Annotated in this window: 27 protein-coding genes and 1 pseudogene; 13 read left to right on the plus strand and 15 right to left on the minus strand. The window is 66.7% G+C overall.

Translation table 11 applies throughout. The features are described 5' to 3' along the window. Positions 1 to 18: 18 nt before the first annotated feature. Positions 19 to 1056 (minus strand): LLM class F420-dependent oxidoreductase, encoded by a 1038-nt coding sequence (locus BPODLACK_RS10355; RefSeq protein WP_006436999.1) that lies wholly within the window; start codon positions 1054 to 1056, stop codon positions 19 to 21. Positions 1057 to 1147: 91 nt separating this feature from the next. Between BPODLACK_RS10355 and BPODLACK_RS10360 the strand changes: the two genes are divergently transcribed. Genes BPODLACK_RS10360 through BPODLACK_RS10370 form a run of 3 tightly spaced genes read left to right on the plus strand, consistent with a single transcriptional unit; the run spans position 1148 to position 4435 of the window. After that, positions 1148 to 2191, plus strand: coding sequence for a Zn-ribbon domain-containing OB-fold protein (locus BPODLACK_RS10360; RefSeq protein ID WP_006437000.1), 1044 nt, complete (start codon positions 1148 to 1150; stop codon positions 2189 to 2191). Positions 2192 to 2207: 16 nt separating this feature from the next. Continuing rightward, positions 2208 to 3257, plus strand: coding sequence for a thiolase domain-containing protein (locus BPODLACK_RS10365; protein WP_040004814.1), 1050 nt, complete (start codon positions 2208 to 2210; stop codon positions 3255 to 3257). Beyond that, complete coding sequence (locus BPODLACK_RS10370) at positions 3257 to 4435, plus strand: thiolase domain-containing protein (protein WP_006437002.1); 1179 nt, start codon at positions 3257 to 3259, stop codon at positions 4433 to 4435. The genes BPODLACK_RS10365 and BPODLACK_RS10370 overlap by 1 nt, the downstream gene beginning before the upstream one ends. A gap of 43 nt (positions 4436 to 4478) precedes the next feature. On the opposite strand, the gene BPODLACK_RS10375 is transcribed toward BPODLACK_RS10370, so the two are convergent. Then, the gene (locus tag BPODLACK_RS10375) at positions 4479 to 5027 is read right to left on the minus strand and encodes a carboxymuconolactone decarboxylase family protein (RefSeq protein WP_006437003.1); all 549 of its coding nucleotides are present in this window, start codon (positions 5025 to 5027) and stop codon (positions 4479 to 4481) included. Positions 5028 to 5151: 124 nt separating this feature from the next. Here BPODLACK_RS10375 and BPODLACK_RS10380 point away from each other — a divergent pair, with 124 nt between their 5' ends. Beyond that, entirely contained in the window at positions 5152 to 5688 is a 537-nt protein-coding gene (locus BPODLACK_RS10380) for a hypothetical protein (protein WP_159405216.1), read from the plus strand. Here the strand turns inward: BPODLACK_RS10380 and BPODLACK_RS23545 are convergent. From BPODLACK_RS23545 to BPODLACK_RS10395, 4 genes are all read right to left on the minus strand, one after another. Beyond that, complete coding sequence (locus BPODLACK_RS23545; protein ID WP_236577658.1) at positions 5646 to 5807, minus strand: sigma factor-like helix-turn-helix DNA-binding protein; 162 nt, start codon at positions 5805 to 5807, stop codon at positions 5646 to 5648. The two genes, BPODLACK_RS10380 and BPODLACK_RS23545, sit on opposite strands and share 43 nt — an antisense overlap. Further along, positions 5747 to 6190: an RNA polymerase sigma factor gene (locus BPODLACK_RS10385; RefSeq protein WP_236577653.1), complete on the minus strand. Its 444-nt coding sequence runs from the start codon at positions 6188 to 6190 to the stop codon at positions 5747 to 5749. Before BPODLACK_RS10385 ends, BPODLACK_RS23545 begins: the two co-directional genes overlap by 61 nt. 105 nt (positions 6191 to 6295) lie before the next feature. Beyond that, positions 6296 to 6745 carry a nuclear transport factor 2 family protein gene (locus tag BPODLACK_RS10390; protein ID WP_006437006.1) on the minus strand — a complete coding sequence of 150 codons (450 nt, stop codon included), beginning with the start codon at positions 6743 to 6745 and terminating at the stop codon, positions 6296 to 6298. Next, positions 6742 to 8061: a cytochrome P450 gene (locus BPODLACK_RS10395; RefSeq protein ID WP_159405217.1), complete on the minus strand. Its 1320-nt coding sequence runs from the start codon at positions 8059 to 8061 to the stop codon at positions 6742 to 6744. The genes BPODLACK_RS10390 and BPODLACK_RS10395 overlap by 4 nt, the downstream gene beginning before the upstream one ends. Before the next feature lie 344 nt (positions 8062 to 8405). On the opposite strand from BPODLACK_RS10395, the gene BPODLACK_RS10400 reads away from it, so the two are divergent. Together BPODLACK_RS10400 and BPODLACK_RS10405 are read left to right on the plus strand one after the other, a co-directional pair. Beyond that, a complete protein-coding gene (locus BPODLACK_RS10400) occupies positions 8406 to 9569 on the plus strand; it encodes a steroid 3-ketoacyl-CoA thiolase (protein ID WP_159405218.1) in 1164 nt (387 codons plus the stop codon). A 4-nt stretch (positions 9570 to 9573) separates the two neighbouring features. Then, positions 9574 to 10071, plus strand: a complete 498-nt coding sequence (locus BPODLACK_RS10405) for a nitroreductase family deazaflavin-dependent oxidoreductase (RefSeq protein WP_006437009.1) — start codon at positions 9574 to 9576, stop codon at positions 10069 to 10071. A 175-nt stretch (positions 10072 to 10246) separates the two neighbouring features. Here BPODLACK_RS10405 and BPODLACK_RS10410 read toward each other — a convergent pair whose 3' ends face one another. After that, positions 10247 to 10867 carry a TetR/AcrR family transcriptional regulator gene (locus BPODLACK_RS10410; RefSeq protein ID WP_006437010.1) on the minus strand — a complete coding sequence of 207 codons (621 nt, stop codon included), beginning with the start codon at positions 10865 to 10867 and terminating at the stop codon, positions 10247 to 10249. Positions 10868 to 11000: 133 nt separating this feature from the next. Here BPODLACK_RS10410 and BPODLACK_RS10415 point away from each other — a divergent pair, with 133 nt between their 5' ends. After that, positions 11001 to 12245 carry a cytochrome P450 gene (locus BPODLACK_RS10415; protein WP_159405219.1) on the plus strand — a complete coding sequence of 415 codons (1245 nt, stop codon included), beginning with the start codon at positions 11001 to 11003 and terminating at the stop codon, positions 12243 to 12245. Positions 12246 to 12260: 15 nt separating this feature from the next. Here BPODLACK_RS10415 and BPODLACK_RS10420 read toward each other — a convergent pair whose 3' ends face one another. Then, on the minus strand, positions 12261 to 12866 hold the full coding sequence (locus BPODLACK_RS10420; protein ID WP_159405220.1) for a TIGR03086 family metal-binding protein: 606 nt from the start codon (positions 12864 to 12866) through the stop codon (positions 12261 to 12263). Positions 12867 to 12954: 88 nt separating this feature from the next. Between BPODLACK_RS10420 and BPODLACK_RS10425 the strand changes: the two are divergent. After that, positions 12955 to 13896: pseudogene (locus BPODLACK_RS10425) on the plus strand (helix-turn-helix transcriptional regulator). A gap of 117 nt (positions 13897 to 14013) precedes the next feature. Here the strand turns inward: BPODLACK_RS10425 and fadD8 are convergent. After that, the gene (gene fadD8, locus BPODLACK_RS10430; protein WP_159405221.1) at positions 14014 to 15660 is read right to left on the minus strand and encodes a fatty-acid--CoA ligase FadD8; all 1647 of its coding nucleotides are present in this window, start codon (positions 15658 to 15660) and stop codon (positions 14014 to 14016) included. 156 nt (positions 15661 to 15816) lie between these two features. Here fadD8 and BPODLACK_RS10435 point away from each other — a divergent pair, with 156 nt between their 5' ends. After that, positions 15817 to 16473 (plus strand): GNAT family N-acetyltransferase, encoded by a 657-nt coding sequence (locus BPODLACK_RS10435; protein WP_006437015.1) that lies wholly within the window; start codon positions 15817 to 15819, stop codon positions 16471 to 16473. Positions 16474 to 16581: 108 nt separating this feature from the next. Here BPODLACK_RS10435 and BPODLACK_RS10440 read toward each other — a convergent pair whose 3' ends face one another. The 6 genes from BPODLACK_RS10440 to BPODLACK_RS10465 all read right to left on the minus strand — a co-directional run bounded on the left by BPODLACK_RS10440 (position 16582) and on the right by BPODLACK_RS10465 (position 21257). Beyond that, positions 16582 to 16956 (minus strand): hypothetical protein, encoded by a 375-nt coding sequence (locus BPODLACK_RS10440; protein ID WP_159405222.1) that lies wholly within the window; start codon positions 16954 to 16956, stop codon positions 16582 to 16584. 216 nt (positions 16957 to 17172) lie between these two features. Continuing rightward, positions 17173 to 18522: a hypothetical protein gene (locus tag BPODLACK_RS10445; RefSeq protein WP_159405223.1), complete on the minus strand. Its 1350-nt coding sequence runs from the start codon at positions 18520 to 18522 to the stop codon at positions 17173 to 17175. A 1-nt stretch (position 18523) separates the two neighbouring features. After that, positions 18524 to 18934 carry a hypothetical protein gene (locus tag BPODLACK_RS10450; protein ID WP_159405224.1) on the minus strand — a complete coding sequence of 137 codons (411 nt, stop codon included), beginning with the start codon at positions 18932 to 18934 and terminating at the stop codon, positions 18524 to 18526. A gap of 204 nt (positions 18935 to 19138) precedes the next feature. Then, on the minus strand, positions 19139 to 19531 hold the full coding sequence (locus BPODLACK_RS10455) for a hypothetical protein (RefSeq protein ID WP_006437735.1): 393 nt from the start codon (positions 19529 to 19531) through the stop codon (positions 19139 to 19141). Next, positions 19528 to 20424: an SDR family oxidoreductase gene (locus BPODLACK_RS10460; RefSeq protein WP_006437736.1), complete on the minus strand. Its 897-nt coding sequence runs from the start codon at positions 20422 to 20424 to the stop codon at positions 19528 to 19530. The genes BPODLACK_RS10455 and BPODLACK_RS10460 overlap by 4 nt, the downstream gene beginning before the upstream one ends. 44 nt (positions 20425 to 20468) lie before the next feature. Then, positions 20469 to 21257, minus strand: coding sequence for an SDR family oxidoreductase (locus BPODLACK_RS10465; protein ID WP_006437737.1), 789 nt, complete (start codon positions 21255 to 21257; stop codon positions 20469 to 20471). Positions 21258 to 21347: 90 nt separating this feature from the next. Here BPODLACK_RS10465 and echA20 point away from each other — a divergent pair, with 90 nt between their 5' ends. The 4 genes from echA20 to BPODLACK_RS10485 are packed head-to-tail and all read left to right on the plus strand — an operon-like array spanning position 21348 to position 24922. Further along, positions 21348 to 22133 carry a (7aS)-7a-methyl-1,5-dioxo-2,3,5,6,7,7a-hexahydro-1H-indene-carboxyl-CoA hydrolase gene (echA20, locus tag BPODLACK_RS10470; protein WP_159405225.1) on the plus strand — a complete coding sequence of 262 codons (786 nt, stop codon included), beginning with the start codon at positions 21348 to 21350 and terminating at the stop codon, positions 22131 to 22133. 1 nt (position 22134) lies between these two features. Next, entirely contained in the window at positions 22135 to 23028 is an 894-nt protein-coding gene (locus BPODLACK_RS10475) for a CoA transferase subunit A (RefSeq protein ID WP_006437739.1), read from the plus strand. Beyond that, complete coding sequence (locus tag BPODLACK_RS10480; protein WP_006437740.1) at positions 23025 to 23837, plus strand: CoA-transferase subunit beta; 813 nt, start codon at positions 23025 to 23027, stop codon at positions 23835 to 23837. The genes BPODLACK_RS10475 and BPODLACK_RS10480 overlap by 4 nt, the downstream gene beginning before the upstream one ends. Beyond that, the gene (locus BPODLACK_RS10485; protein ID WP_006437741.1) at positions 23834 to 24922 is read left to right on the plus strand and encodes an NAD(P)H-dependent flavin oxidoreductase; all 1089 of its coding nucleotides are present in this window, start codon (positions 23834 to 23836) and stop codon (positions 24920 to 24922) included. Before BPODLACK_RS10480 ends, BPODLACK_RS10485 begins: the two co-directional genes overlap by 4 nt. Positions 24923 to 25110: the final 188 nt, after the last annotated feature.

A 25110-nucleotide genomic window follows, 5' to 3' on the forward strand; every position in this document is an offset into this window, starting at 1 on the left:
GCCTGAGCGATGAGGCGACTACACCAGCGTCGCCAACTGCCGGATGGTCTCGGTGTCGCGCGCGGTGACCATCAGCATCGTCACACCCGCGGCCTCCCAATCCTTGATCTGCGCCCGGACCACGTCGGCGGTCCCGACGAGCATCGTCTCGCGGACCATCTCGTCGGGGACCGCGGCCATCGCCTCGGCCTTCTTGCCGCTCAGGAACAGGCTGACGATCTCGTCGACCGCGTCGCCGTAACCCATGCGCTTGTAGAGCTCGGCGTGAAAGTTCTTCTCCTTGGCGCCCATTCCGCCGACGTACAGCGCGGTCGACGGCCGGTACCGCTCGATCGCCGACGCCACGTCGTCGGTGATGACGACCTGCACCGTGGCCGCGACCTCGAAGTCCTCACGACTTCGGCGTGCTCCGGGACGTGTGAATCCCTCGTCGAGCCAAGAGTTGTACTGATCGGCGAGCCCGAGGCTGAAGAAGATGGCGAGCCAGCCGTCGGCGATCTCGGCGGTCTGCGCGACGTTCTTCGGCCCCTCGGCGCCCAGCCAGATCGGGAGGTCGGCGCGCAGCGGATGCGTGATCGGCTTGAGCGACTTGCCGAGTCCGGTGGCGCCGGGCGCGTCGGCCGGGTACGGCAGCGGATAGTGCGGTCCGGCACTCGTCACCTTGTCGGCGCGGGCGAGGACGTCACGAACCACCTGGACGTATTCACGGGTGCGCGCCAACGGTTTTCCGAAGGGTTCGCCATACCAGCCCTCCACCACCTGCGGCCCGGAGACACCGAGGCCGACGATGTGCCGGCCGTTCGACAGGTGATCGAGGGTCAGCGCGTGCATCGCCAGCGAGGTCGGCGGCCGCGCCGACAGCTGGGCCACCGCGGTGCCCAATCGGAGGCGCGACGTCGCCGCACCCCACCACGCCAGCGGCGTGTAGGCGTCCGATCCCCAGGACTCCGCGGTGAACACCGCGTCGAATCCGCATTCCTCCGCGACCGCGATCAGCTCTGGCGCGTTCGGGATCGGATCGGCACCCCAATATCCGAGTTGCAGACCGAGCTTCACTCGCATTCCCTTTCGCCGGCCGCGGAGATTCTCACGGCCTGACATGCGTCTTGTGTCCAATACTAGAACGTGTTCTACTCGAGATGTGAGCATGAGCGTAACGTCTCCGGCCGCCGGCAACCCCATCGCCAGTCCTGTTGCCACGGTGCCCGAGCCGAAGTCCCCCATCCTGACCGCTCCCCTGATCAACTCCTTCGACTACACACGGTCGCTGGGTCCGGTGCTGAGCCAGTTCGCGCTCGCGCTGCGCGACGGCCGCATCGTCGGGTCGAAGGGCAGCGACGGCAAGGTCTCCGTGCCGCCGGCCGAATTCGATCCCGTGACCGGGAAACAGTCGACGGAGTTCGCGGAGGTCTCGACCGTCGGCACCGTCACCAGCTGGACCTGGCAGGACGAGCCGGTGCCCGGACAGCCGCTCGACAAACCCTTCGCGTGGGCACTGATCCGGCTCGACGGCGCGGACACCGCACTGCTGCAGGCGGTTTCGGTCGAGTCGCCGTCGGAGATCTCCACCGGACTGCGTGTGCACGCGGTGTTCGGCGCCGCACGGATCGGCCGCATCGACGACATCGCGTACTTCGCCCCGGGCGAGAGCCCACAGACCGCACCGGAGAACACCGCCGACGCACCGAAGGGTGCCGAGGCCGGCCTCGTCGTCATCCCGACCCCCATCACGACCGAGATCACGCATTCGGCCACCGAGGAGGAGTCCGCCTACCTCGAAGGCCTCAAGGCGGGCAAGCTGATCGGTACCCGGATCGGTTCGGGCGTCGACGAAGGGCGCGTGTACTTCCCGCCCCGTTCGGTCAGCCCGGCGGACGGCGCCCGCGCCGTCGAACGAGTCGAACTCCCACACACCGGCATCGTGACGACGTTCTGCATCGTGAACGTGCCGTTCCAGGGCCAGCGGATCAAGCCTCCGTATGTGGCCGCATATGTGCTCCTCGACGGTGCGGACATCCCGTTCCTGCACCTGATCCTCGACTGCGAGGCCGACGACGTCCGAATGGGCATGCGCGTCAAGGCCGTCTGGCTGCCCGAGGACGAGTGGGAGCACTCGATCGGCAACATCAGCCACTTCGCACCCACCGGCGAACCCGACGCCGAGTACGACACCTACCGAGCCCACCTGTGATGAAGGACCATCTGTGATGACACTGCCGCCGATCGCGATCATCGGGTTCGCCCACAGCCCCAACGTCGTGGGCACACATGGCACCACCAACGGTGTCGAGATGCTCATCCCCTGCTTCGACAAGCTCTACGCCGAACTGGGCATCGGCCGCACCGACATCGAGTTCTGGTGCAGCGGTTCGTCGGATTATCTTGCCGGACGCGCCTTCTCGTTCATCTCCGCAATCGACTCGATCGGCGCGATGCCGCCGATCAACGAGTCCCATGTCGAGATGGACGGCGCCTGGGCACTCTATGAGGCCTGGGTGAAGATCGCCACCGGCGAGGTCGACCTGGCGCTCGCCTACGGCTTCGGCAAGGCCTCCGCAGGCAACACCGACCAGACCCTCGCCCTGCAGACCGACCCCTACACGGTCGCGCCGCTGCATCCCGATGCCCGTTCGCTGGCCGCGCTGCAGGCACGCGCCGGGATCGACGCCGGGACCTGGACCGAGGCCGACATGGCCGCCATCGGGGCCCGCACCTCCGGCGGTTCGGTCGACGACCTCCTGGCGAGCGACTACGTCGCGAATCCCCTGCGCCGCCATGACATCGCGCCCTACACCGACGCAGCCGCCGCGGTCGTCATCGCCAGCGAGCGCAAAGCCCGTGAACTGGTGGCCAATCCGGCGTTCGTCACCGGTTGGGATCACCGCATCGACACGCCCAACTTCGGGGCCCGGGATCTCACCGTCTCGCCGTCGACGAAGCTCGCCGGCGACACCGCGTTCGGTGACCGCAGCCGAGCGGTGGACGTGGCCGAGATACACGCGCCGTACTCGCATCAGGAGATCATCGTGCGTAATGCTCTCGATCTACCTGATTCGGTGCGGATCAACCCGTCCGGCGGTGCGCTGGCCGGCAACTCGCTGTTCTCGGTAGGCCTACAGCGCATCGGCTATGCGGCCCACGAGATCCTCACCGGCAACGCCGGCACCGCCGTCGCCCACGCGACGAGCGGCCCTCTGCTGCAGCAGAACATGGTGGTCACCCTGAGCGACCAGAACAACGCGGGAGGCGGGAACTGATGGGACACAAGAACCGTGCGGCAGTCCTCGGTACCGGCCAGACCCGCTACGTCGCCAAGCGCTCCGACGTCACGATGGCCGGTATGGTCCGCGAGGCGATCGACGCGGCGCTGATCGACTCCAGGGTCTCCCTCGACGAGATCGACGCCATCGTCATCGGCAAGGCCCCCGACCTCTTCGAGGGGTCGATGATGCCCGAGCTCGCCATGGCCGAGGCCATCGGTGCCGTCGGCAAGCGTCTGATCCGGGTGCACACCGCCGGATCGGTCGGTGGCTCGACGGCGAACGTCGCCGCATCCCTGGTCTTCGCAGGCGTCCACAAGCGCGTCCTCGCCGTCGCCTGGGAGAAGCAGTCCGAGTCCAACGCCATGTGGGCGCTGTCCATCCCGGTGCCGTTCACGAAGCCCGTCGGCGCCGGCGCCGGCGGCTTCTTCGCGCCGCACGTGCGCGCGTACATCCGCCAGTCGGGCGCACCGGAGCACATCGGCGCGATGGTCGCGGCGAAGGATCGTCGCAACGGCGCACTCAATCCGCTGGCGCACCTGCATCAGCCGGATCAGAGCGTGGAGAAGGTCATGAGCTCACAGATGCTCTGGGATCCCATCCGCTACGACGAGACATGCCCGTCGTCGGACGGCGCGTGTGCGGTCGTGATCGGTGACGAGCAGGTCGCCGACGACGCGGTCGCCGGTGGCAACCCGGTCGCGTGGATTCACGCCACCGCCATGCGGACCGAGCCGCTGTCGTTCGCACACCGCAACGTGGTCAGTCCGCAGGCCGGCCGGGATGCCGCTGCCGCCCTGTGGAAGTCGGCGGGCGTCAGCAATCCGCTCGACGAGGTCGACGTCGCCGAGATCTACGTGCCGTTCTCGTGGTTCGAACCGATGTGGCTGGAGAACCTCGGCTTCGCCGCCGAGGGCGAGGGCTGGAAGCTGACCGAATCCGGCGACACCGAGATCGGTGGGCGCATCCCGCTCAACGCCTCCGGTGGCGTGCTGTCGTCGAACCCGATCGGCGCGTCGGGCATGATCCGCTTCGCGGAGGCCGCGATCCAGGTCATGGGCAAGGCCGGCGACCACCAGGTCGACGGTGCCCGCAAGGCCCTGGGCCACGCCTACGGCGGTGGCTCACAGTACTTCTCGATGTGGCTCGTCGGAGCCGACAAGCCCCTCCACTGACCGGCGTTTCGTAGCATTCATGCGCACCATCAGCGCATGGATGCTACGAAATCCGCTCGGGCACAGCGCAGGCCATCCCGTCCGCCATTCCGGTCGGACGGACCCCCAGGGACTGGTTGAGGCGAGCCCGCTGATTCTCCCAGGCGACGGTCATCGCGAGTTCGACGATCTGCGTCGGCGAGAAGTGACCGGCCAGGCGTCGACGCACCTCGGCGAGATCGTCGGCGACCGCGGGGGTGCGGGTCATCGCCTCGGCGAAGGCGATCACGAGCTTGTCGACCTCGCTGTAGGCATCGGAGTCCTGGTAGTCGGGCAGATCACGGAGTTGCTGCTCGGTGATCCCGGCACCCGATGCCAGCGCCGAGCCGATGTCGAGACAGAATTCGCAGCTGACCATCCCCGCGGCCTTGAGTTCGGCGAGCTCTTTGAGTTTCGGGTCGACACTGTTGGACAGCAGCATCGCGCTCTCCATCCCCATCGTCGCCCCGGCGATGAGTGGTCGCCGCGCTATCTTCCCGACGAGTTCGGTGCGGTTGCGCCGGGCTCCGCTCATGGCGCTGAGGTAGTTTCGGATCCGGTGTAGTGCTCTCATATCTACCCTTCCCGTCCGCGTCGCCGGCTGTAACGCCGTGCAGCCAAGTATGTGACCAGCAGTACAATCGCCGCCAGCGCCACCGCACCGTGCGCCACGGCCCCCAGGCGAAGACCCCGATCTCATGCACCCCGCGGCCGCCCAGCACCAGACCCAGCGGCACCCCCACGAGAAATGCGACCGGCAGCCATCGGCGACGCGTCGACGCCACCACGATCGCCGCACCGACCGCCATGAACGCGAGGCCACCGTCGACCATCGCGTGCTGGTTGTACGGCTCACCGAGCGAGGTCGAGAGCCATTCTCCGGCAACCATGTTGCCAACACCATGCAGGACAAGGAGAAGCCCGAGCACAGCCGCGGCCCCCTGTGCGAGCGACCACCGCCACCGGCCGGCGGAACTCGCCCGCGCCGCGGCGACCTGCCGTTCCACGGCCGCGTAGGTCGACGTGGTCGGCGCACGCCGGAAGGCATTGGCCAGCAACACGAGATCCGGCTCCACCGCACCCGGTCGGGCGGAGCCGGCGAGAACGGCGGCGATGTCGTCGTCGAGGCGCTCGGCCGCCGCGACCTCCTCGGGATCGAACGGCGGCTCGGAATCGGATGGATCGTTCGACGTCACCGCGGCATCACCTCCCTCAGTTTGGCCACGCCGCGGTAGACCAGCATGCGAGCCGCGGTCGCCGAGAGACCCATCGCAGCACCGATCTCCTCCGAGGTCAGCTCGGTGGTGAACCGCAGCGTGACCGCTTCGCGTTCCCGCGCGGTGAGAACCCACAGGCGACTCCGGACATCGTCGACGTCCGCCGCGCGGAGCATCGCCGTCTCCGGATCATGCCCTCGGACCGGTCGGCATCGGCACTCACCTCGGCCACGGGCACCTCTCGCGCGGTACGCGCCCACCAGTCCGCGACGACATGCCGGGCGATCCCGATCAGCCACCTGCCCACCGAGCCGCGCCGGCCGTCGAAACGGTCCCAGGAGCGGATCGCCTTGGCGAACACCTCAGCGGTGACGTCGTCGGCATCGGCGGTTCCGGGCACACGGGTACGCACGTAGCGCCACACCCCCGCAACGTGCTCGCGGTACACCGCGTCGAATTGATCGATCGCGCCGGACTCCGAGTCCTTCCACCCTTCGTGTCGATGGTTCTCTCGACCCATCTTCGGCCACGAGGCAACCACTGTAACGACCGATCCGACAAGAAGACCGCGGGCGGGACGGGTGAGGTCATCACCGGTCCCGCCCGCGGCGGTTCGTGTGCTCGTTCAGGCCTTGCGCACCGAGTTGATCGTCTTCTCGACCTCCCAGTAGGCCCGCAGTGCGGAGAGGCGGCCCTCGGAGTCGGCATGGTAGGTGAACACACCACGCGCCTCGGAGACATGACCTGCGATGTGCGTGACGATGCTGCCGATGTAGGCGACCTCGTTCCCGCAGATGATCTCCTCGTCGAAGCGGAACTCGATGCTCTCGGTGGTCGCGATCGACTTGTCCCAGAACTCCGAGATGCGCTCGTACCCCCGGAATCCGACACCCTCCGGATCGAACATCGAGGGACCCACCGGATCCTGGACGATCGCGTCCGGCGCGAAGTTGTCGATCCACGCCTGCTTGTCGCGGGACTCCACGAACTCTCGTGAACGACGACCCGCCACGACCGCGGGATGGTTCTCGCGGTCGATGTCCAGGTAGGCCGGCTTCGGGTCTGTCGCGGTCACTTCGTCCCGTAGTCGACGCGGAGTTCCTTGACGCCGTTGATCCAGCCGTGACGCAGACGACGCGGCGCGGCGACCTTGGTGATGTCCGGGACGAGATCGGCGAGCGCGTTGAACATCAGGTTGATCTCCATGCGCGCCAGGTTGGCGCCGACGCAGAAGTGCGCACCGTTGCCACCGAAGCCGACGTGCGGGTTCGGGTCGCGAAGGATGTTGAACGAGAACGGATCGTCGAACACGTCCTCGTCGTAGTTGGCCGAGCCGTAGAACATGCCGACGCGCTCGCCCTTCTTGATGTCGATGCCACCGATCTGCGTGTCGCGCTTCGCGGTCCGCTGGAAGCAGTTGACCGGGGTCGCCCAGCGGACGATCTCGTCGACGGCCGTCGCGGGGCGCTCCTTCTTGAACAGTTCCCACTGGTCGGGGTTGTCCAGGAAGGCGTTCATGCCGTGGCTGATGGCGTTACGCGTGGTCTCGTTGCCGGCCACGGTCAACAGGATGAAGAAGAAGCCGAACTCCGTCTCGTCGAGCGACTGCCCGTCGATGTCGGCGTTCACGAGCTTGGTGACGATGTCCTCGCCCGGGTTGCGGCGCTTCTCCTCCGCCATCGTGTAGCCGTAGCCGAGGATTTCGGCGTTGGCCTGCTGGGGATCGGTGGTGTAATCCGGGTCGTCGGCGTTCATCATCGAGTTCGACCAGTCGAACAGCTTCTCGCGATCCTGCTCCGGAACACCCAGGAGATCGGCGATGGCGAGCAGCGGCAGGTCCACGGCGACGTCCTTGACGAAGTCGCCACTGCCCTTCTCCAGAGCGCGCGTGACGATCTCGCGGGCGGCGTCGTCGAGCTTCTCCTCGAGGAAGTGCACCGCACGGGGAGTGAACAGCTTGGAGACCAACTTGCGCAGACGGGTGTGCTCCGGCGGATCGTGGTTGATCAGCAGGGCCTTGGTGATCTCGATCTGCTCGGCGGTCATCTCGTCGTCGAAACGCATGATGACGCCGTTGGCGTTGGTCTCCCAGTCATCGTTGTTCTTGGAGATCTCGCGGATGTGGGCGTGCTTCGAGATCACCCAGTAACCGCCGTCGTGGAAACCTCCACCCTTGCCGGGCGCCTGGGCGTTCCACCAGACCGGCGCGGTCTTACGGAGCTGCGCGAACTCCTCCACCGGGATTCCCTGCTCGAGCAGGTCGGGGTTGGTGAAGTCCCAACCCTCCTGCTCCATGAACGCACACTTCACGACTACGTCGGAAGGGCTCGTGCGCGCAGAATCCGCCGTGGTCGGCTCACTGCCGATCGGGGCACTCTGGGCCTGGGTCACGTCACACCACCTCGCTGGAGATTTAGAACCTGTTTCAATCTCATTAGACCACATTGTGACACACGCGACACCCCCGGATGAGAACTTGTTCTAGTTTTCGGATCGCGCACCCGCCCCACCTGCGGAGTTCGGCCGTCGGGGACATAAGATCCCATGTATCCCGGTACGCATCGGAAGTCCGGCGGAACGTGCTACGACACCGCCCAGACCGGCCTTCCGACGCTGCCCATGGACGCAAACATAGAACATGTTCTAGCTTGATTGCACGGCCTCGACACCTCCGTCGAAGTGCCGTCGACCCGCAGACGACGGACGAGGTCCGCCGGGTGAACGAAGGAGTGAAGATGGGCGTTCCGGTCATCGTGGAAGCAGCACGCACGCCGATCGGCAAGCGCGCCGGGTGGTTGTCGGGCCTCCACGCAGAGGAGTTGCTGGGCATCATGCAGCGCAGTCTCATCGAGAAGGCCGGAATCGACCCGGCCCTCGTCGAGCAGGCCATCGGCGGCTGCGTCACGCAGGCAGGCTCGCAGGCGGGCAACGTCACCCGCAAGGCCTGGCTGTCGGCCGGACTCCCCGAGCACACCGGCGCCACCACGATCGACGCCCAGTGCGGATCCGCCCAGCAGGCCAATCACCTCATCGCCGGGCTCATCGCGTCGGACGCCATCGAGGTCGGCATCGCCTGCGGCGTGGAGACCATGACCGCCGTGCCGCTCGGCGCGAATGTCGGCACCAATGCCGGCCCTTACCACGCGGACTCATGGAATGTGGACCTGCCGAATCAGTTCGAGGCAGCCGAGCGGATCGCCAAGCGACGCGGCATCACCCGTGCCGACGTCGACGCACTCGGCGAACGAAGCCAGCGCCTCGCCCGCCAGGCCTGGGACGAAGGACGCTTCGACCGTGAGGTGCTCACGTTCAAGGCGCCCGAGCGGACCAAGGACGGCGAGCTGACGGGCAACATCATCGATGTCAGCCGCGACCAGGGCCTGCGGGAGACCACTCTCGAATCCCTCGCCGCACTCAAGCCGGTCATCGACGGCGGCATCCACACGGCGGGCACGTCGTCGCAGATCTCCGACGGCGCCGCGGCCGTGCTGATCATGGACGAGGCGAAGGCCCGTGCCCTCGGCCTGACGCCGCGCGCCCGCATCAAGGCTCAGGCGCTCGTCGGCTCGGAACCGCACTTCCACCTCGACGGCCCGGTCCAGGCGACTGAACGTGTCCTGGCGAAGTCGGGAATGTCGTTGTCCGACATCGACATCGTCGAGATCAACGAGGCCTTCGCATCGGTGGTGCTCAGCTGGGCCCAGGTCCACAACGCCGACATGGATCGCGTCAACGTCAACGGCGGCGCCATCGCTCTCGGCCACCCCGTGGGCAGCACCGGTTCTCGCCTGATCACCACGGCCCTGCACGAACTCGAGCGACGCGACGGACAGACCGCCCTGGTCACCATGTGCGCCGGCGGCGCGATGGCCACCGGCACCATCCTCGAGCGCATCTGACCGCGTGGCCGTCTTCGACCCGGACAAGAAACCGGACCAGCTCGATTCGCCGATCGTCAGCACCATCATCAAGCTCGGCTCACGGGCACACACCGCGGTGTACAAGCTGACGGGCGGACGATTCGGCGAGACCTGGCGCATCGGTGCGGGGCTCAAGAAGCCAGCGCCGGTGTGCCTGCTCACCACCATCGGCCGCAAATCCGGTCAGCCGCGTACCGCGCCGCTGATCTACCTGCGTCGCGGGGACGCGTTCGTCGTAGTCGCTTCGCAGGGCGGCTCGGCGAAACACCCTGCGTGGTACCTCAATCTGCGCGACAACCCTCAGGTCACGATCCAGCTCGGCAAGGAGAAGTACGACCTCGTCGCACATACCGCCACCGACGCCGAGCGCGCCGGATTGTGGCCGGATCTGGTCAAGGTCTACGCGGATTACGACACCTACGCCGCCTGGACCGACCGGGAGATCCCGGTGGTGATCTGCAAGCCGGCCGCTGCCGCCTGAGGAGCGCGACACCTCTGGTGCCTGATCGGAGAGAACGCGACACACCAGCAGTGCTGCCTGAGGTGTGAGGAGCGCAAGCGACGAGCCACGAAGGCCTGGTGAGTCGACGTCGCCAGCCCTTCGTGGCTCGCTGCGCTCGCACCTCAGGGAGCAAGTACAAGCGCCGGCTCGCACCTCAGGGAACGACCGGGCCCTGTCGCGCGAGCTCCCGAACCGCGGCACCGGTCCAGGCGTCGAGAAAAGCCCGGAGTTCGGCACCGGTCCGGTGCGACTCGGTGTCGAGGACCATGGATTGCAGTGTGCGCAGGACGATCTCGGCGATGAGGTCGAGGGCGTGGGCGTCGTAGCCGTTCTCGGCCCAGCCGACCTCGAGTCGGTCGACCATCGTGCGGGCGAATCGTCGGGCGTCGGCGGAGGTGAATCCGCCGACCACCGGCACGCTCAGCTTGTCGGCCCGCAGGAGTAGGCCGACGTAGTCGTCTTCGGCGAGCTCCTCGAGTACGGCGGCGATGCCCTCGACGAGGGCCGCGTCGGGTTCGGCGATACCGGCCAGTCGTGTCATCACCCGTTCGAGCAGTCCTTCGACGGCGTCGAGGGCGGTCGCCGACAACAATTCCTCGGTGCCGGAGAAATAGCGGTACACCGTCTGCCGGGTGACCCCGAGTTCACGTGCGACGTCGGCGATGCTGGTGGCCGTGCCACGCCGGTCGATGGTCGTGCGGGTCGCCGCCAGGATGCGCGCGACCGCCTCGGCGTCGTTGACGGGTACCCGACCGCTCCAACCATGTGTGCGCATCAGGTCATGAGCCTACCGTCACCAGTCCGTTCGCCCGCGTCTCGAGCTGACCATACGCATGACCCAATGATGTATGGTGTGGTGATGTAGCACACATCACGTACATGCGTGCTCGTCCACCCGGAGGTTCGAGATGACGACACCGACGAAGGTCAATCCGTTCCGCGACGGTTTCGACTTCACCGGCCCCGATCTACTCCAGCAGCACGGCATGCCGGTCAAGGAGTTCGCCGAGCTCCGCCGCACCGCCCCCGTCTGGTGGAATGCGCAGCCGGTAGGTACATCGGGGTTCACCGACGGCGGTTTCTGGGTGATCTCCAAGCACGCGCACATCCGCGAGATCTCGAAGAACAACCAGCTGTGGTCCACCAACGCCAAGGGCGCGATCCTGCGCCTGCCCGACTACGTGACGCCCGACCAGATCGAACTCACGAAGGCGTTGCTCATCAACCACGACCCGCCGGAGCACACTCGACTGCGAAAGATCGTGTCGCGCATGTTCACTCCGCGGGCGGTAGCACTGCTCAAGGACCAACTGGCGGCCTCGGCTCACGAGATCGTCGAGGCCGCGGCCGCCAAGGGCAGCGGCAATTTCGTCGACGACATCGCGGTGCATCTACCCCTGCAGTCGATCCTCGACCTCATCGGCGTCCCGCAGGCCGATCGCGAGCGGCTCCACGTGCTCGTCGACGCGATGATCAACAACGACGACCCCGACGAGACCATCGACCCGGCGACCGCGAACGCCGAGGTACTCGCCTACGCATATGCGATGGCGGAGGAACGCCGCAAGAACCCGACCGACGACCTCATCACCGCCCTCATCGAGGCCGACATCGACGGCGAGAGAATGACCGAGATCGAGTTCGGTTTCTTCGTCGTCCTGCTCATCACCGCCGGCAACGAGACAACCCGCAACGCGACGTCGCACGGGATGAACGCCTTCCTGGACCATCCGGAGATGTGGGAGCTCTACCGGCGGGAACGTCCGGCGACGGCCATCGAGGAGATCCTGCGATGGTCCACCCCGGTCCATGGATTCCAGCGAACCGCCCTGACCGACACCCGAATCGGCGACGTCGACGTCGCCGCCGGCCAGCGTGTCGGGTTGTTCTACAGCTCCGCGAACTTCGATGAAGAGGTCTTCGACGACCCGTTCACCTTCGACATCACGCGAGATCCCAACCCGCACCTGTCCTTCGGCGGCAACGGCGCCCACTTCTGCATCGGCGCCAACCTCGCCCGACTCGAACTCAACCTGATCTTCAACGCGATCGCCGACACCCTGCCCGACATCGCCCGGCTCGGCGAACTGCGTCGTGTGCGATCGGGCTGGCTGAACGGGGTCAAACAGTTCGACGTCTCCTACCGGAACTGAGGTGGCCGGACCGGTTCACCGAGTCGCGGCCGGAATCCATGCCGCGGAACGCCGTCCGGACCAGTTGGCCAGCGTCTCGGTCGGCCCGGCGCCGGCCCGCGGCTCGACAACGACGCCGAAGGGAACGTTCGGGTCCTCGCGGATCTCGGCGGGGATGAACTGACGCGCGATCGCGAGCGTCGCGGCGGCGGCTTTCGGGACGGCTTCGGACGGCTGCCCGGTCGCCACCGCGAGATCCCAACCGTGCACCAGACTTTCGTTGACATAACCCCACAACGCACCGGCGCCGGGAACCTCACCCCACGGGACCTGCACCGGCGCGGTGAGCGTTGCGTCGTCGGACCAGAGTTCGAGGGCACGAGCCACGACCGCCGCATACTCCTGCGCGTCGAAACGGTCGGCGATGAACGGCATCGACCGCACGTCGACTCCCGCGGGCAGGGCGGCCGCGCGCTGCGCCGTCGCAAGCAGATGGGCCCCGAGAGTGCGGACGTCGAAGTCGTCGCACGGCGTCGGGGCGGCGAACTGGTCGGCTGTCACCGCGGAGAGCAGCTCGGTGACCCAGGTGGTGGCGGCCGCGAAGACCGGGCGGGGATCCGGCGGTGTGGTCTGTGCGTTCATGGTCTTTCCTTTCGTCGGTGGCTGACGAGTCCAGTCAAACCGCGAAACCTGACATCTTCTGTCATGTTTGTGCGAGATGATCGTCGGCATGCGCGCCGAACGCCTCATCGCGGTCCTGATGCTGCTCAAGAAGCACGATCGGGTGACCGCGTCGACGATCGCCGTCGAACTCGGGGTGTCGGAGCGGACCGTGCTGCGCGACATCGAGGCGCTGTCGCTGTCCGGGGTGCCCGTCTACGCGGAGCGCGGCCGGCACGGCGGGTTCTCGCTCGTCCCCGGCTATCGCACCGACCTCACCGGCCTGACGGTCGAAGAGGCGACCTCGCTGCTCGCCGGAACGGGACGGCTCGACTCGCCCGCCTTCGCCAGCGCGATGCGCAAGGTCACCGCGGCACTGCCCGAGGCGTACAGAGGTACCGCGGTACGGGCCGCCCAGCGGGTTCTGGTCCGCCCCGAGGGATTCGTGCGGACGCCGAAGGAACTCGACGCTCTCGATCCGGTGCAGTTCGCGGTCTTCGCGGGCAGGCGAATCCGCACCCGGTACCGCCCGCGTGGGGTGGGCGAGGCACGGGAGCGGATTCTCGATCCGATCGGGCTGATCATCGCGGGCGACACCTGGTACCTCGTCGCACACGGTGCGGGTGACGGGACCTAGGAACGGATGTACCGATTGTCGCGGATGAGCGAGGTGGAGGTCCTGGACGAACCGGCGGTGCGCGACGCAGACGTGGATCTGGAAGAGATCTGGGAGCGGCGTCGTACCGCGTTTCGTTCCTCGTTCGATGCGGTCGACGTCGTGGTCGAGTGCACCCCCGACGATGTCGATCGGGTCCGCGCGATCGTGCTCTCCTCGGAGACGAGGGGTGACGCCGCAGATCGTCGACGGGTCGAACTCCGGTTCGCCGACCGCCGGCATGCCGCCGGCGCGTTGTGGGCGGCGATGTTCGACCTCGACATCGCGGTCCTCGAACCGCAGTGGGTCCGGGAGTCCTTGGCCGACCGGGCGCGAGCGGTCCTCGCCCGCCCCTGAAATGCGCCCCCGAAATCCGCCCTCCACAGGCGGCTCGACGACAGTATGTCGGCGTTCCGCCTGCTCAGCGCGGTTTCCAGGGGAGGTTTCCAGGGGCGGTTTCCAGGCGCGGGACGCCTAGCCGACCCCGCGCTCCGCGTCGGCCCAGTACTGCGCCCGCAGTGCCTTCTTGTCCGGCTTGCCCAGCGCGGTCAACGGCAGTGCATCGGCGAAGATCACCCGCTTCGGTGACTGCACGGCACCCTTGCGATCCTTGACGGCCTGCTGGATCTCGGCGGTGATGCGCTCCTTGGCTGCGTCGTCGGCGTCCGCGTCGGGACGAAGCACGACGATCGCGGTGACCGCCTCGCCCCACTTCTCGTCGGGCACACCGATCACGCCGACCTGGCCCACCGCAGGATGCTCTGCCACCACGTCCTCGACCTCGCGCGGGAACACGTTGAAGCCACCGGTGACGATCATGTCCTTGGTGCGGTCGACGATGAACCAGAATCCGTCCTCGTCTTCACGTGCGACATCGCCGGTACGCAGCCATCCGTCGCGGAAGGTCTCGGCGGTCTGCTCCGGGAGTCCGAGGTATCCGCCGGCGAGAAGTGGTCCGGCAACGCAGATCTCGCCCGGCTCACCCTGCGGGACGGGCTTGTCGTCGGGGCCGAGGAGTGCGGTGCGCAGGAAGGCCGACGGCCGGCCGCAACTGCTCAGGCGACGCTGGTCCTCCCCCGGCCCCGGATGATCCCCCTTGGCGAGGTAGCTGATCACCATCGGCGCCTCGGACTGGCCGTAGTACTGGGCGAAGATCGGGCCGAACCGTTCGATCGCCTCCGCGAGCCGGACCGGATTGATCGGCGACGCACCGTAATACACCGTTTCCAGCGACGACAGGTCACGCGTCCGCGAATCCGGATGGTCCATCAGCGCGTACAGCATGGACGGCACGAGCATCGTCGCGGTGATCTTCTGCTCCTCGATGGTCTTGAGGACCTCGGCCGGATCGAACTTCGACAGCACCACCATCGACCCGCCCTTCATGAGGGTGGGGATGAAGAATGCCGCACCCGCATGCGACAGCGGCGTACAGAGCAGGAACCGGGGATGCTCCGGCCACTCCCATTCGGCGAGCTGGATCTGCGTCATCGTCGCCATCGCGCGCGCGGTTCCGATGACGCCCTTGGGTTTTCCGGTGGTGCCGCCGGTGTAGGTGATCGAGACGACGTGTTCGGGCGACAGATGTTCGGCCACAAGCGGTTTCGGTTCGAAATTGTCCGCCTCGGCGATGACGTCACGAGCCTGGGCCGACAACTGCTCGGGCACCGGGCCGAGGGTCAGCACCTGCTTCAGTCCGGGGATACGTTCCAGCAGCGCCGCCGCACGCTCGACGAACATCGGCACGGGGTCGATGATGAGGGTCGAGACACCGGCGTCGGACAGGACGTAGGCGTGGTCGTCGAGCGAGCCGAGCGGGTGCAGCGCGGTCCGTCGCCACCCCTGCGTCTGGCCGGCCCCGATGACGAAGAGCACCTCGGGCCGGTTCAGTGCCAGCAGGCCGACCGCGGTGCCCGTGCCCGCGCCCAGCCCCTCGAACGCCTGGATGTAGCGGCTGATCGCGGCGGCCATCTCGCCGCCGGTCATCTCGGTGTCCCCCAGGGACAACACCGTGCGATCGGCATGGCGCCGCAGCGCGGCGACCATCAGGTCGCCCATGTGCGTGCCCCCGCGAAGGTGATCGAAGTCGGTCGGTGCGGTCGTCGTACCCTCGTTCGTCATGCCACAAGACTAGGACGTGTTACAGCTTCAGGAAAGAAGGTCCACCAAAATCGCGGTTATCGCCTATAGAACACGTTCCAGGTTGCGGTCTCCGGGGAACGCTCACCCATCCGCGACTCCCGCCACGGATCGAGCGGGTTGCCCTACGATCGAAGTATGACTGATCTCGACCTGGCCACCACTCGCCGCGACATCGCCGACGCCTTGCTGACCGCGCTGGAACGCCGCCACGAGGTTCTCGACGCCATCGTCGACGCGGAGAATCACGATGAAGCCGTCACGGCGATCGTCGAGCTGCTCGGCAAGTCGCAGCTGGGCGCCAAGGCGATCCTGGACATGAAACTCGACCAGCTGACCAAGGACGAGCGCCGCAAGAACCAAGCCGAGCTCGACGACCTCAACAACGCCCTCACCTTCACACTCGCCGAGCGTCCGGCCAGCAGCGGGGACACCCTCGACCTGCGCCCGTTCGACGCCGAGGCCGATGCCGAACTGTTCGCGGCCCGCACCGACGAACTCGGCACCGCCGGCGACGGTTCCGGGGCACCGGCCGGTGACGTCGCCGCCGAGATCAGCGCCGCCGCCGACCGCGTCGACGCCGAAGAGGCCGTGTGGCTCGTCGCCGTCGAGGGAGAATCCAAGGTGGGCTTCGTCTTCGGCGAACTGAAGGACGGCGAGGTGGACCTGCGGATCTGGATCCACCCGCAGTACCGCAAGTCCGGCTACGGCACCGCTGCCCTGCGCAAGTCGCGCTCGGAGATGGCCGCGTATTTCCCCGGAGTGCCGATGGTCGTGCGGGCGCCCGGCGCATAATCCAGCATTTCTCGCTGGACCCACTGCCAGGCTGTTGGTGGGTCCATCATTCTCGGTGGATTACGCTGCGGGTCGAGCGCGAAGGCCTGTGGCGCTGCACATGAACGCTCACGCGCCGAGCGCGAGCCTGACGGCAAGTACGACCAACACGAGCACATACGCCATCGACCCGAAAACGATGCCGGCGCCTATCTGACGACGCTTACCACCGTTGAACATCAAGAACCCACCGACAACGGCCACCAGAAGGTACAGCACGAAGCTGGCCGCCAACACCACGATCCAGGTCAACGGGGCCAGCGCCAATGTGCCGATTGCAGCGAACGGTGTCATTGGCCCGAAGAACCGATTGTCCTGGACTTCGCTCGTAATCGGGTTCACGTCGCGCTTTCGAAAATCAGTCGGGCGAGCCCCGCGGAAACCGCGGCTGTAGCAACCACGGACGCCCAGCCGCGCGTGTTTCTGAATATCGCCAGAACGCATGCTCCCACGATGATTGCGACCGGAATCGCCTTGGCGCCCTGGTAAATGGGCAAGCGCTCAGCAAAATACGAGGCAAAGAAACACAAAATCATGAGCAGGAGAGCCACGCACGTCCTCGTCGCGTAACTCCGTTGACTGGTACTGTCGCCGGGCTCGACTGTCGCAGCCTGCTCGCTGGTCATCGTGCTGCGTTGCGTGAGTCGATATCGGGCGTGCTCATGCGGCTCCTTTGACGGTAGGCGGACTGTCTGCCGATCCGAAGTCCGTTATCCCCTCGATGCCGGGCGGATGAGGACCATACACTTGCTCGGGGTTGTTCTCTCTCGGAAATCCTTGCAAGTCCCATTGATAGTCCCCGTACTCATGGCGGAACGGGAGATGCACGAGCGGCCCTAACCCGATGTGGTCGCCGGAGTCGTCTTGATGCAAGATCCTGGTCTTGCCGTCAGGTAGGTACTGGTAGGTCTCCATCGACGGGAAGTCGGTCGCAACCCCCGAGACCCGGGCACCGTCAACGCCAGGGGTCACGATCGTCTGTCCGCGCACCCTCCACCCCGCGTCACCAGCCGGCCCAGGAGCAAGTGGATCCGCGGCGTCGTAGTTGATCAACACAGTGCCGTCTGGCAGCTGAGCAGCAGACATCTTGGGCGTGCCGGTCCTGACTTGCCCCACCGTATCGGCCGACGGATTCTGCCGCGCAATCACTATGCCGTTCTCGTAGTCGATGAAGTACGAGACCCGGGTGTTCTCGGGGGCGAAGTTCGGGTCAAATTCGCGGCCGTCTCCATAGTGCCGCGATGCTCCCCCGAGTACCTTGCCGTTGGGGATGAACAGACCAGTGGCGACAACACCCTGTCCGGGTACGGGGTCAATCTTGATGACGCTGATGACCGGCGGGACCCCTTGGTTCTTGGGGTTATAACTGTGGAGGTCCAACGCTGCTGCCATTCGCCAGTCATTGAGGGTGTCGGGCTCCCGTCCATAGACTTTGCGGAAAGCCTCGATCTGATTGGCAACCAAACCGCTGTTGACAACGAGAGATTCCGGGGCCATGGCGTAGAGCTCGCCGACCGCAGCGCTGATCGCGCTACCGGCAGAGGTGACAGCCTGGTCTGCGGCATCTCCCAAGCCCTTCAATCGTCCCTGGATCTCGGCAGCCGTGGTGGCGTCGAACTCCGCGCCGTCGGGCGCCTTCTCCGGAACAAAATTCAGCATGTAGTCACGGCTCGCCGTGTCGAGGACATACCCGAGGTCCGCGGCGGCATCGGTAGCGTTTCTCAGTCCGGTCCTGGCGCTGGCGATGTCGCCTGCGCCGGTATTCAAGGTCTGCGCCAGATCGCCGTACTCATCGGCCATGCTCTGAAGCCAGCACGTGATGGACACGGCACGGTCGTCGGCAGGTCCACGTGCGTCTCCGGTCCACTCGCCGCGCATCAGATTCCGGACCGGGTTCCCGGCTTTCGGGGCTTCAAGGTCGAGGTTCGCCTTGAGTGCAAACAACCCATTCGCGATCGGGGTCAGTGCCTCCGGCTTCCACGACGCGATCTCGTCGTAGCTAGGCGTCATCTCAGCGAGATGCCTTCGCTGTGACGTCCTCAAGGATGGGAGCCGGGACAAGATGATCGGTGAGCGCCCCGACGCGTGTCGGATATCCGATGGAGTCCTCGATCCGCTTGGCACTGTCATCGTCAGCCTCAACGGTGATGTTCCGGCAGTTCATCACCAACGCGGCGAATGAGGAGACGGCGTCTGAGGTGTTCGACAACGCGGTCGCGATCTGCTTGTCCGTTTTCGACGCGATACGCGACATATCGTGCGTCGCACCGCGGAACGCATTCACGAGAGAACTGAAGGACTCTGTGGCGTAGCCGTCTTCCCCGCCTGGACCGAGCGTCAGCTCGCCGATCCGAGATGCACTCTGCTCGATCGCCTGAGCGGCCGAAATCAACGATTCAGGCTTTACGACCAGATCCGACATGTTTCTCCCCCGAGATGGCTACGCAGAACACAGTACTGCGCCTGCCACAATCTGCGCGCAGTCGCCCGGCGAAGTACCTGCTCAACCGATGCTAGGAACATATCGGCGAGCCGTCTCGTCGGCATCCACAGGTCCTCGCACCCACTACCCAACAGGCAACGCATCGCACTCGACGACCCGTCCCGAAAGTAGTAGACGCGTCGATCACTGCTGGGCGTGCGGGGCCAAGTAAGGACGCGGCAGCCCGAACCGCGCGACAATCGCGCGAATCCGGTTCTCCTCGTCGACGACGAAGGTCTCCGACACCGGAGCACCGAGTCGCAGGGTCCGGGGTCGGACATGCACCACATACCGCGTGGTGACGCTGTGACCGTCGACCGTCGCGGTGAAGTCCGAGACGCGGTGGATCAACCGGAACTGCGGACCCCGCGCGAGGCTTCGTGCGATGTGGGGGCCGTTGCGGCCGGTCCGCAGACCGAATTCCACGCGGGTGCAGTCGGGATGCAGCGACACCGCCGACGGGTCGTGGCTGACCAGGGCGTCGACATATGCGCGGGCCGCCGCGACCCGCTGCTGGTCTCTGTCCGCCGAGGTCACCGCGCGCCGTAGACCGGCATGGGGACCGGCGCCTTCGCCAGGATCTCCTCCACCACCGGACCGAGTTCGGCAACCTCCCAGCGAGACCCCTTGTCCCGCTCGACGCTTCGCTGCCAGCCGTCGGTCACCGAGATCTTGCCGCCCTCGACCTCGAAGACCCGACCGCTCACCGACGCCGACTCGGGCGAGCCGAGCCACACCACGAGCGGTGAGATGTTCGCCGGATCCATCGCGTCGAACGATCCGTCCGCGGGGGCGGCCATCTGCGCGGCCATCTCGTCACCGGCACCCATCGTCATCTGGGTCCGGGCCGCGGGCGCGATCGCGTTGACCGTGACGCCGTAGCCGCCCAGTTCGGCGGCCGCCTGGACGGTGAGCGCCGCGATACCCGCCTTGGCCGCGACATAGTTGCCCTGGCCGATCGAACCGTACAGTCCGGCACCGGAACTCGTGTTGATGATCCGCGCCTGCGGCGTACGACCCGCCTTGGCCTCGGCCCGCCAGTGGGCCGCGGCATGACGCAAGCCGACGAAGTGACCCTTGAGGTGCACGCGAATGACGGCATCCCACTCGTCCTCCGACAGCGACACCAGCATGCGGTCGCGGACGAATCCCGCGTTGTTGACGAGCACGTCGAGCCGGTCGAAGGCGTCGAGGGCGGTGGCGACCATGGCCTCGCCACTCTTCCAGTCGGCCACGTCGCCCACCGAGACGACGGCTTCGCCGCCGGCCGCGACGATCTCGTCCACGACCCCGGCAGCGAGATCCTCCGCATAGTCGTTGACCACGACCTTCGCCCCGTCGGCGGCGAACGCGAGCGCGTGGGCTCGTCCGATGCCCTGTCCGGCACCGGTCACGATGACGACGCGGCCCTCATTCAACTTGCTACTCAAGGTGTTTCCTTTCTGAACTGCGAAGACTGTGCTTGTGCGGTGGGTCAGACGGCGTTGCCGGCGGTCGCGGCGTCGAGGAAGGCCGGCTTCTCGCCCCCGCCGTGCACGGTGAGCGTCGAGCCGCTGATGTATCCCGCCAGCGGTGACAGCAGGAAGGCAACGGCGTTGCCGACGTCGACGGGGGTTGCCATCCGGCCCAGCGGGATGGTGGCGCCCACGGCAGCGACTCCGGCGTCGTCCCCGTAGTGGAGATGCGACTGCTCGGTCTCCACGGGTCCGGCGACGACCGAGTTGACCCTCACCTTCGGGGCCCATTCGACGGCGAGCGAAGTCATCAGGTTGTCGAGGCCCGCCTTGGCGGCTCCATACGCCGACGTCCCGGGCGACGGCCGGTGTCCGCTCACGCTCGACACGTTGACGATCGCCCCACCGTCCGGCTGCGTCTGCATGACCGCGTTCGCCGCCTTCGCCACCGCCAGCGGGGCCAGGAGGTTGAGGTCGACGATCTTGCTCGCGAACCGGACCGATGCGTCGGCGGCCAGCGCGAAGGGCGACCCACCGGCGTTGTTGACCACCCCGTCGATGCGTCCGGCGCGGTCGACGATGTCGTCGATCATCGCCTCGACGGCCGCGGCGTCGCGGACGTCGCACGAGACGAAGTCGATCTCGCGAAGGTCGTCGGCGAGACTGTCCGCACTCCGGCCGCAGATGACCGGCCGGGCACCGAGGGTCGACAACACCCGCGTGATACCCGCACCGACTCCGCGTGCACCACCGGTGACCAGGACAACCTTCCCGACCAGGCCCAGCTCGGCCTGTGACTGCGTCTGCATGGGTGCTACCCTACCAAACAACCAAGCACTTGCTTGGTTCATGCTTGCGCAGCCCACGAGGTTGCCAACGCAGCCACGAGAGGAGCACGCGTGCCGATCACCACGAGACGTACCGAGTCCGGCATCGTGACCATCACGGTCGACTACCCGCCGGTCAACGCGCTGCCATCGGCAGCGTGGTTCGAACTCGCCGACGCCATCACGGCGGCCGGCAACGATCCGGCCACACACGTCGTGGTGTTACGCGCCGAAGGACGAGGCTTCAACGCCGGCGTCGACATCAAGGAGATGCAGGCCACCGAGGGCTTCGACGCCCTGATCGGCGCCAACCGGGGATGCGCGGCCGCCTTCGGCGCGGTCTACGACTGCGCGGTGCCGGTGGTCGTCGCGGTCAACGGCTTCTGCGTGGGCGGCGGAATCGGTCTGGTCGGCAACGCCGATGTCATCGTCGCCTCCGACGACGCGGTCTTCGGGCTTCCCGAGGTCGACCGCGGCGCCCTCGGTGCGGCAACACATCTCGCGCGCCTGGTGCCGCAGCACATGATGCGCACCCTCTACTTCACCGCGAAGAACGTCACCGCCCAGCAACTCGAGCACTTCGGTTCGGTGTACCGGGTCGTCCCCCGCGAGGACCTGCTCGACGCCGCACTCGAGGTCGCCGAGGCCATCGCGGCCAAGGACACCCGGGTGATCCGCGCGGCCAAAGAGGCCATCAACAACATCGATCCGGTGGACGTGAAGGCCAGTTACCGCCTGGAACAGGGCTACACCTTCGAGCTGAACCTGGCCGGCGTCGCCGACGAGCACCGCGACGCCTTCGTCTCGACCGGTAAACCGCTCGCCTCGAACGCTTCTCACAACGGAGGACACGCCTGAGATGCCGACCGACAAGACAAGCACTCTCGACGACGTCGTCGCGGAGCTCCGCGACGGGATGACCATCGGGATCGGCGGCTGGGGTTCGCGCCGCAAGCCGATGGCGCTCGTGCGCGCGATCGCCCGCTCGGACGTCAAGGACCTCACCGTCGTGACCTACGGCGGCCCCGACCTCGGGTTGCTCTGCGCCGCAGGCAAGGTGCGTCGCGCATACTACGGCTTCGTGTCGCTCGACTCCGCCCCGTTCTACGACCCGTGGTTCGCGAAGGCGCGCACCAACGGCGAGATCGAGGTGCGCGAGATGGACGAGGGCATGGTCAAGTGCGGCCTGGAGGCCGCGGCCGCACGGCTGCCGTTCCTCCCGATCCGCGCCGGACTCGGTTCCGACGTCCTGAACTTCTGGGAGGGCGAACTGAAAACCGTCGAATCCCCGTATCCGGACGCCGACGGACGGACCCAGACGCTGGTCGCGATGCCGGCGCTCAAGCTCGACGCCGCTTTCGTCCACCTGGATCTGGCCGACGCCCACGGCAACGCCGCCTACACCGGCGTGGACCCGTACTTCGACGACCTCTACTGCGCGGCCGCCGAGCGCCGCTACCTGGAGACCGATCAGCTCGTCTCGAACGAGGTACTGGTGAAAACCGTTCCGCATCAGCGACTCCTGCTGAACCGGATGAACGTCGACCGCGTGGTGCACGCCCCCAACGGCGCGCACTTCACCTTTGCCGGCGAGTACGGGCGGGACGAGAAGTTCCAGCAGTTCTACGTCGCCAGCGCCAAGGAACCCGACACCTGGGAAGCGTTCTCGCGCCGATTCCTTCAGGTCGACGAGGCGACCTACCAGCGAGAGGTGACCGCATGGCAGGCCGAGCAGGAGGAGAACGCACAGTGAGCACCGCAGAGACACAGGCAACGAATATCCCGCCGGCTGAGCCTTCCTCCCCGCTGGCTGAGCCTGTCGAAGTCACGCGCGCCGAGTACTGCGTCATCTCATGCGCCGGCATCTTCGCCGGTGCCGGCGAGATCATGGCGTCGCCGATGGCGCCCGTCCCCCTGCTGGGCGCTCGCCTGGCACGCCTCACCACCGAACCCGACCTGCTGATCACCGACGGCGAGGCGCTGATCCTCGCCGACACACCGCCGATCGGCAAGACCGGCCCCATCGAGGGCTGGATGCCGTTCCGCAAGGTGTTCGACGTCGTGGCGTCGGGCCGTCGTCATGTGGTCATGGGCGCCAACCAGATCGATCGTCACGGGAACCAGAACCTGTCGGCGTTCGGCCCGCTGCAGCACCCGACGCGGCAGATGTTCGGTGTCCGCGGCGCACCCGGCAACACCATCAACCACCCGACGAGCTACTGGGTGCCGCGTCACACGGCACGCGTCTTCGGGGAGACCGTCGACATCGTGTCCGGCATCGGATACGACAAGGTCGACCCGGACAACCCGGCATACGACGACCTGAACATCCATCGAGTCGTCACCAACCTCGGTGTCTTCGACTTCGGCGGGGCGGGTCACACGATGCGGGCACTGTCGTTGCATCCGGGGGTCACCGCCGACGAGGTCGCGGAGAACACCGGCTTCGAGATCGAGGGTCTCGCCGACGCTCCGGAGACCCGGCAGCCCACCGCCGAGGAACTCGGCCTGATCCGAGACGTCCTCGATCCCAAGGGTGTTCGCAACAAGGAAGTCCGATGAGTCCGGCGCGGGCGGCCGGCCTGTCCACGTCGTTCACCGAGCTGGTCGGGGTCGAGTACCCGATCGTGCAGACGGGAATGGGCTGGGTTTCCGGGCCGTCGCTGACCTCGGCGACGTCGAATGCCGGCGGTCTCGGCATCCTGGCGTCGGCGACGATGACCTTCGCCGAACTCGAGGCCGCGATCGCCAAGACGAAGTCGTTGACCACCAAGCCGTTCGGCGTGAACATGCGCGCCGACGCCACCGACGCCCCGGAACGGATCGATCTGCTGATCCGCGAGGGCGTCAAGGTCGCGTCGTTCGCGCTCGCGCCGAAGCCCGAGCTGATCGCGAAGCTCAAGGACCACGGCATCGTCGTGATCCCGTCGATCGGCGCAGCGAAACACGCGGTGAAGGTCGCCTCCTGGGGCGCCGATGCGGTCATCGTTCAGGGTGGCGAGGGCGGCGGTCACACCGGTCCGGTCGCCACCACCCTGCTGCTGCCGTCCGTCCTGGATGCGCTGTCCGCGAAGAACATCGACATGCCGGTGGTCGCTGCGGGTGGCTTCTTCGACGGTCGCGGACTCGCCGCGGCGCTCGCCTACGGCGCCCAGGGCGTCGCGATGGGAACCCGGTTCCTGCTGACCTCCGACAGCGCGGTCCCCGACTCGGTCAAGCAGGAGTACCTGCAGCGCGGCCTCAACGACACCGTCGTGTCGGTGAAGGTCGACGGCATGCCCCACCGCGTGCTGCGTACCCCGCTCGTCGAGGCACTGGAAAGCGGCAGTCCGGTGCGGGCGCTGTTCGCCGCGGCCCGAAATGCCAACGAGTTCAAACAGATGACCGGCATGCGCTGGACCACCATGCTCAAAGACGGTCGCACGATGAAGAAGTCGGGTGAACGGACCTGGCAGCAGGTCATCATGGCCGGCAACACCCCGATGCTGCTGAAGGCCGGGCTCGTCGAGGGTGACACCCGCGCCGGTGTTCTCGCGTCGGGGCAGGTCGTCGGTATGATCGATGACCTGCCGAGCTGCGACGAGCTGATCCAGTCGATCATGCACCAGGCGCACGAACGGTTGAAGACTCTCGGTTCGCTGGGGTAGCGGAGAGAATCGCTACCTCTGCCCACGCCCCTGCTCCCTGAGGTGCGAGCGAAGCGAACCTCGAAGGGCCGGTGACGTCATCTCACCAGGCCTTCGAGGCTCGTCGCTAGCGCTCCTCGCACCTCAGGCAGCAGTGGGTCGCTTACGCTCCTCGCACCTCAGGCAGCAGTGGGTCGCTTACGCTCCTC

It is taken from the genome of Gordonia sp. YY1 (assembly GCF_009872315.1).
In the GTDB taxonomy this organism is placed as follows: domain Bacteria; phylum Actinomycetota; class Actinomycetes; order Mycobacteriales; family Mycobacteriaceae; genus Gordonia; species Gordonia amicalis.

What these genes read in the sequence shown, in the direction of transcription:
- BPODLACK_RS10360 (WP_006437000.1), top strand. Translation starts at nt 1,148, where the DNA reads ATGAGCGTAACGTCTCCGGCCGCCGGCAACCCCATCGCCAGTCCTGTT.
- BPODLACK_RS10365 (WP_040004814.1), top strand. Translation starts at nt 2,208, where the DNA reads ATGACACTGCCGCCGATCGCGATCATCGGGTTCGCCCACAGCCCCAAC.
- BPODLACK_RS10370 (WP_006437002.1), top strand. Translation starts at nt 3,257, where the DNA reads ATGGGACACAAGAACCGTGCGGCAGTCCTCGGTACCGGCCAGACCCGC.
- BPODLACK_RS10375 (WP_006437003.1), bottom strand. Translation starts at nt 5,027, where the DNA reads ATGAGAGCACTACACCGGATCCGAAACTACCTCAGCGCCATGAGCGGA.
- BPODLACK_RS10380 (WP_159405216.1), top strand. Translation starts at nt 5,152, where the DNA reads ATGCACCCCGCGGCCGCCCAGCACCAGACCCAGCGGCACCCCCACGAG.
- BPODLACK_RS10385 (WP_236577653.1), bottom strand. Translation starts at nt 6,190, where the DNA reads ATGGGTCGAGAGAACCATCGACACGAAGGGTGGAAGGACTCGGAGTCC.
- BPODLACK_RS10400 (WP_159405218.1), top strand. Translation starts at nt 8,406, where the DNA reads ATGGGCGTTCCGGTCATCGTGGAAGCAGCACGCACGCCGATCGGCAAG.
- BPODLACK_RS10410 (WP_006437010.1), bottom strand. Translation starts at nt 10,867, where the DNA reads ATGCGCACACATGGTTGGAGCGGTCGGGTACCCGTCAACGACGCCGAG.
- BPODLACK_RS10415 (WP_159405219.1), top strand. Translation starts at nt 11,001, where the DNA reads ATGACGACACCGACGAAGGTCAATCCGTTCCGCGACGGTTTCGACTTC.
- BPODLACK_RS10420 (WP_159405220.1), bottom strand. Translation starts at nt 12,866, where the DNA reads ATGAACGCACAGACCACACCGCCGGATCCCCGCCCGGTCTTCGCGGCC.
- fadD8 (WP_159405221.1), bottom strand. Translation starts at nt 15,660, where the DNA reads ATGACGAACGAGGGTACGACGACCGCACCGACCGACTTCGATCACCTT.
- BPODLACK_RS10435 (WP_006437015.1), top strand. Translation starts at nt 15,817, where the DNA reads ATGACTGATCTCGACCTGGCCACCACTCGCCGCGACATCGCCGACGCC.
- BPODLACK_RS10440 (WP_159405222.1), bottom strand. Translation starts at nt 16,956, where the DNA reads ATGCGTTCTGGCGATATTCAGAAACACGCGCGGCTGGGCGTCCGTGGT.
- BPODLACK_RS10445 (WP_159405223.1), bottom strand. Translation starts at nt 18,522, where the DNA reads ATGACGCCTAGCTACGACGAGATCGCGTCGTGGAAGCCGGAGGCACTG.
- BPODLACK_RS10450 (WP_159405224.1), bottom strand. Translation starts at nt 18,934, where the DNA reads ATGTCGGATCTGGTCGTAAAGCCTGAATCGTTGATTTCGGCCGCTCAG.
- BPODLACK_RS10465 (WP_006437737.1), bottom strand. Translation starts at nt 21,257, where the DNA reads ATGCAGACGCAGTCACAGGCCGAGCTGGGCCTGGTCGGGAAGGTTGTC.
- BPODLACK_RS10475 (WP_006437739.1), top strand. Translation starts at nt 22,135, where the DNA reads ATGCCGACCGACAAGACAAGCACTCTCGACGACGTCGTCGCGGAGCTC.
- BPODLACK_RS10485 (WP_006437741.1), top strand. Translation starts at nt 23,834, where the DNA reads ATGAGTCCGGCGCGGGCGGCCGGCCTGTCCACGTCGTTCACCGAGCTG.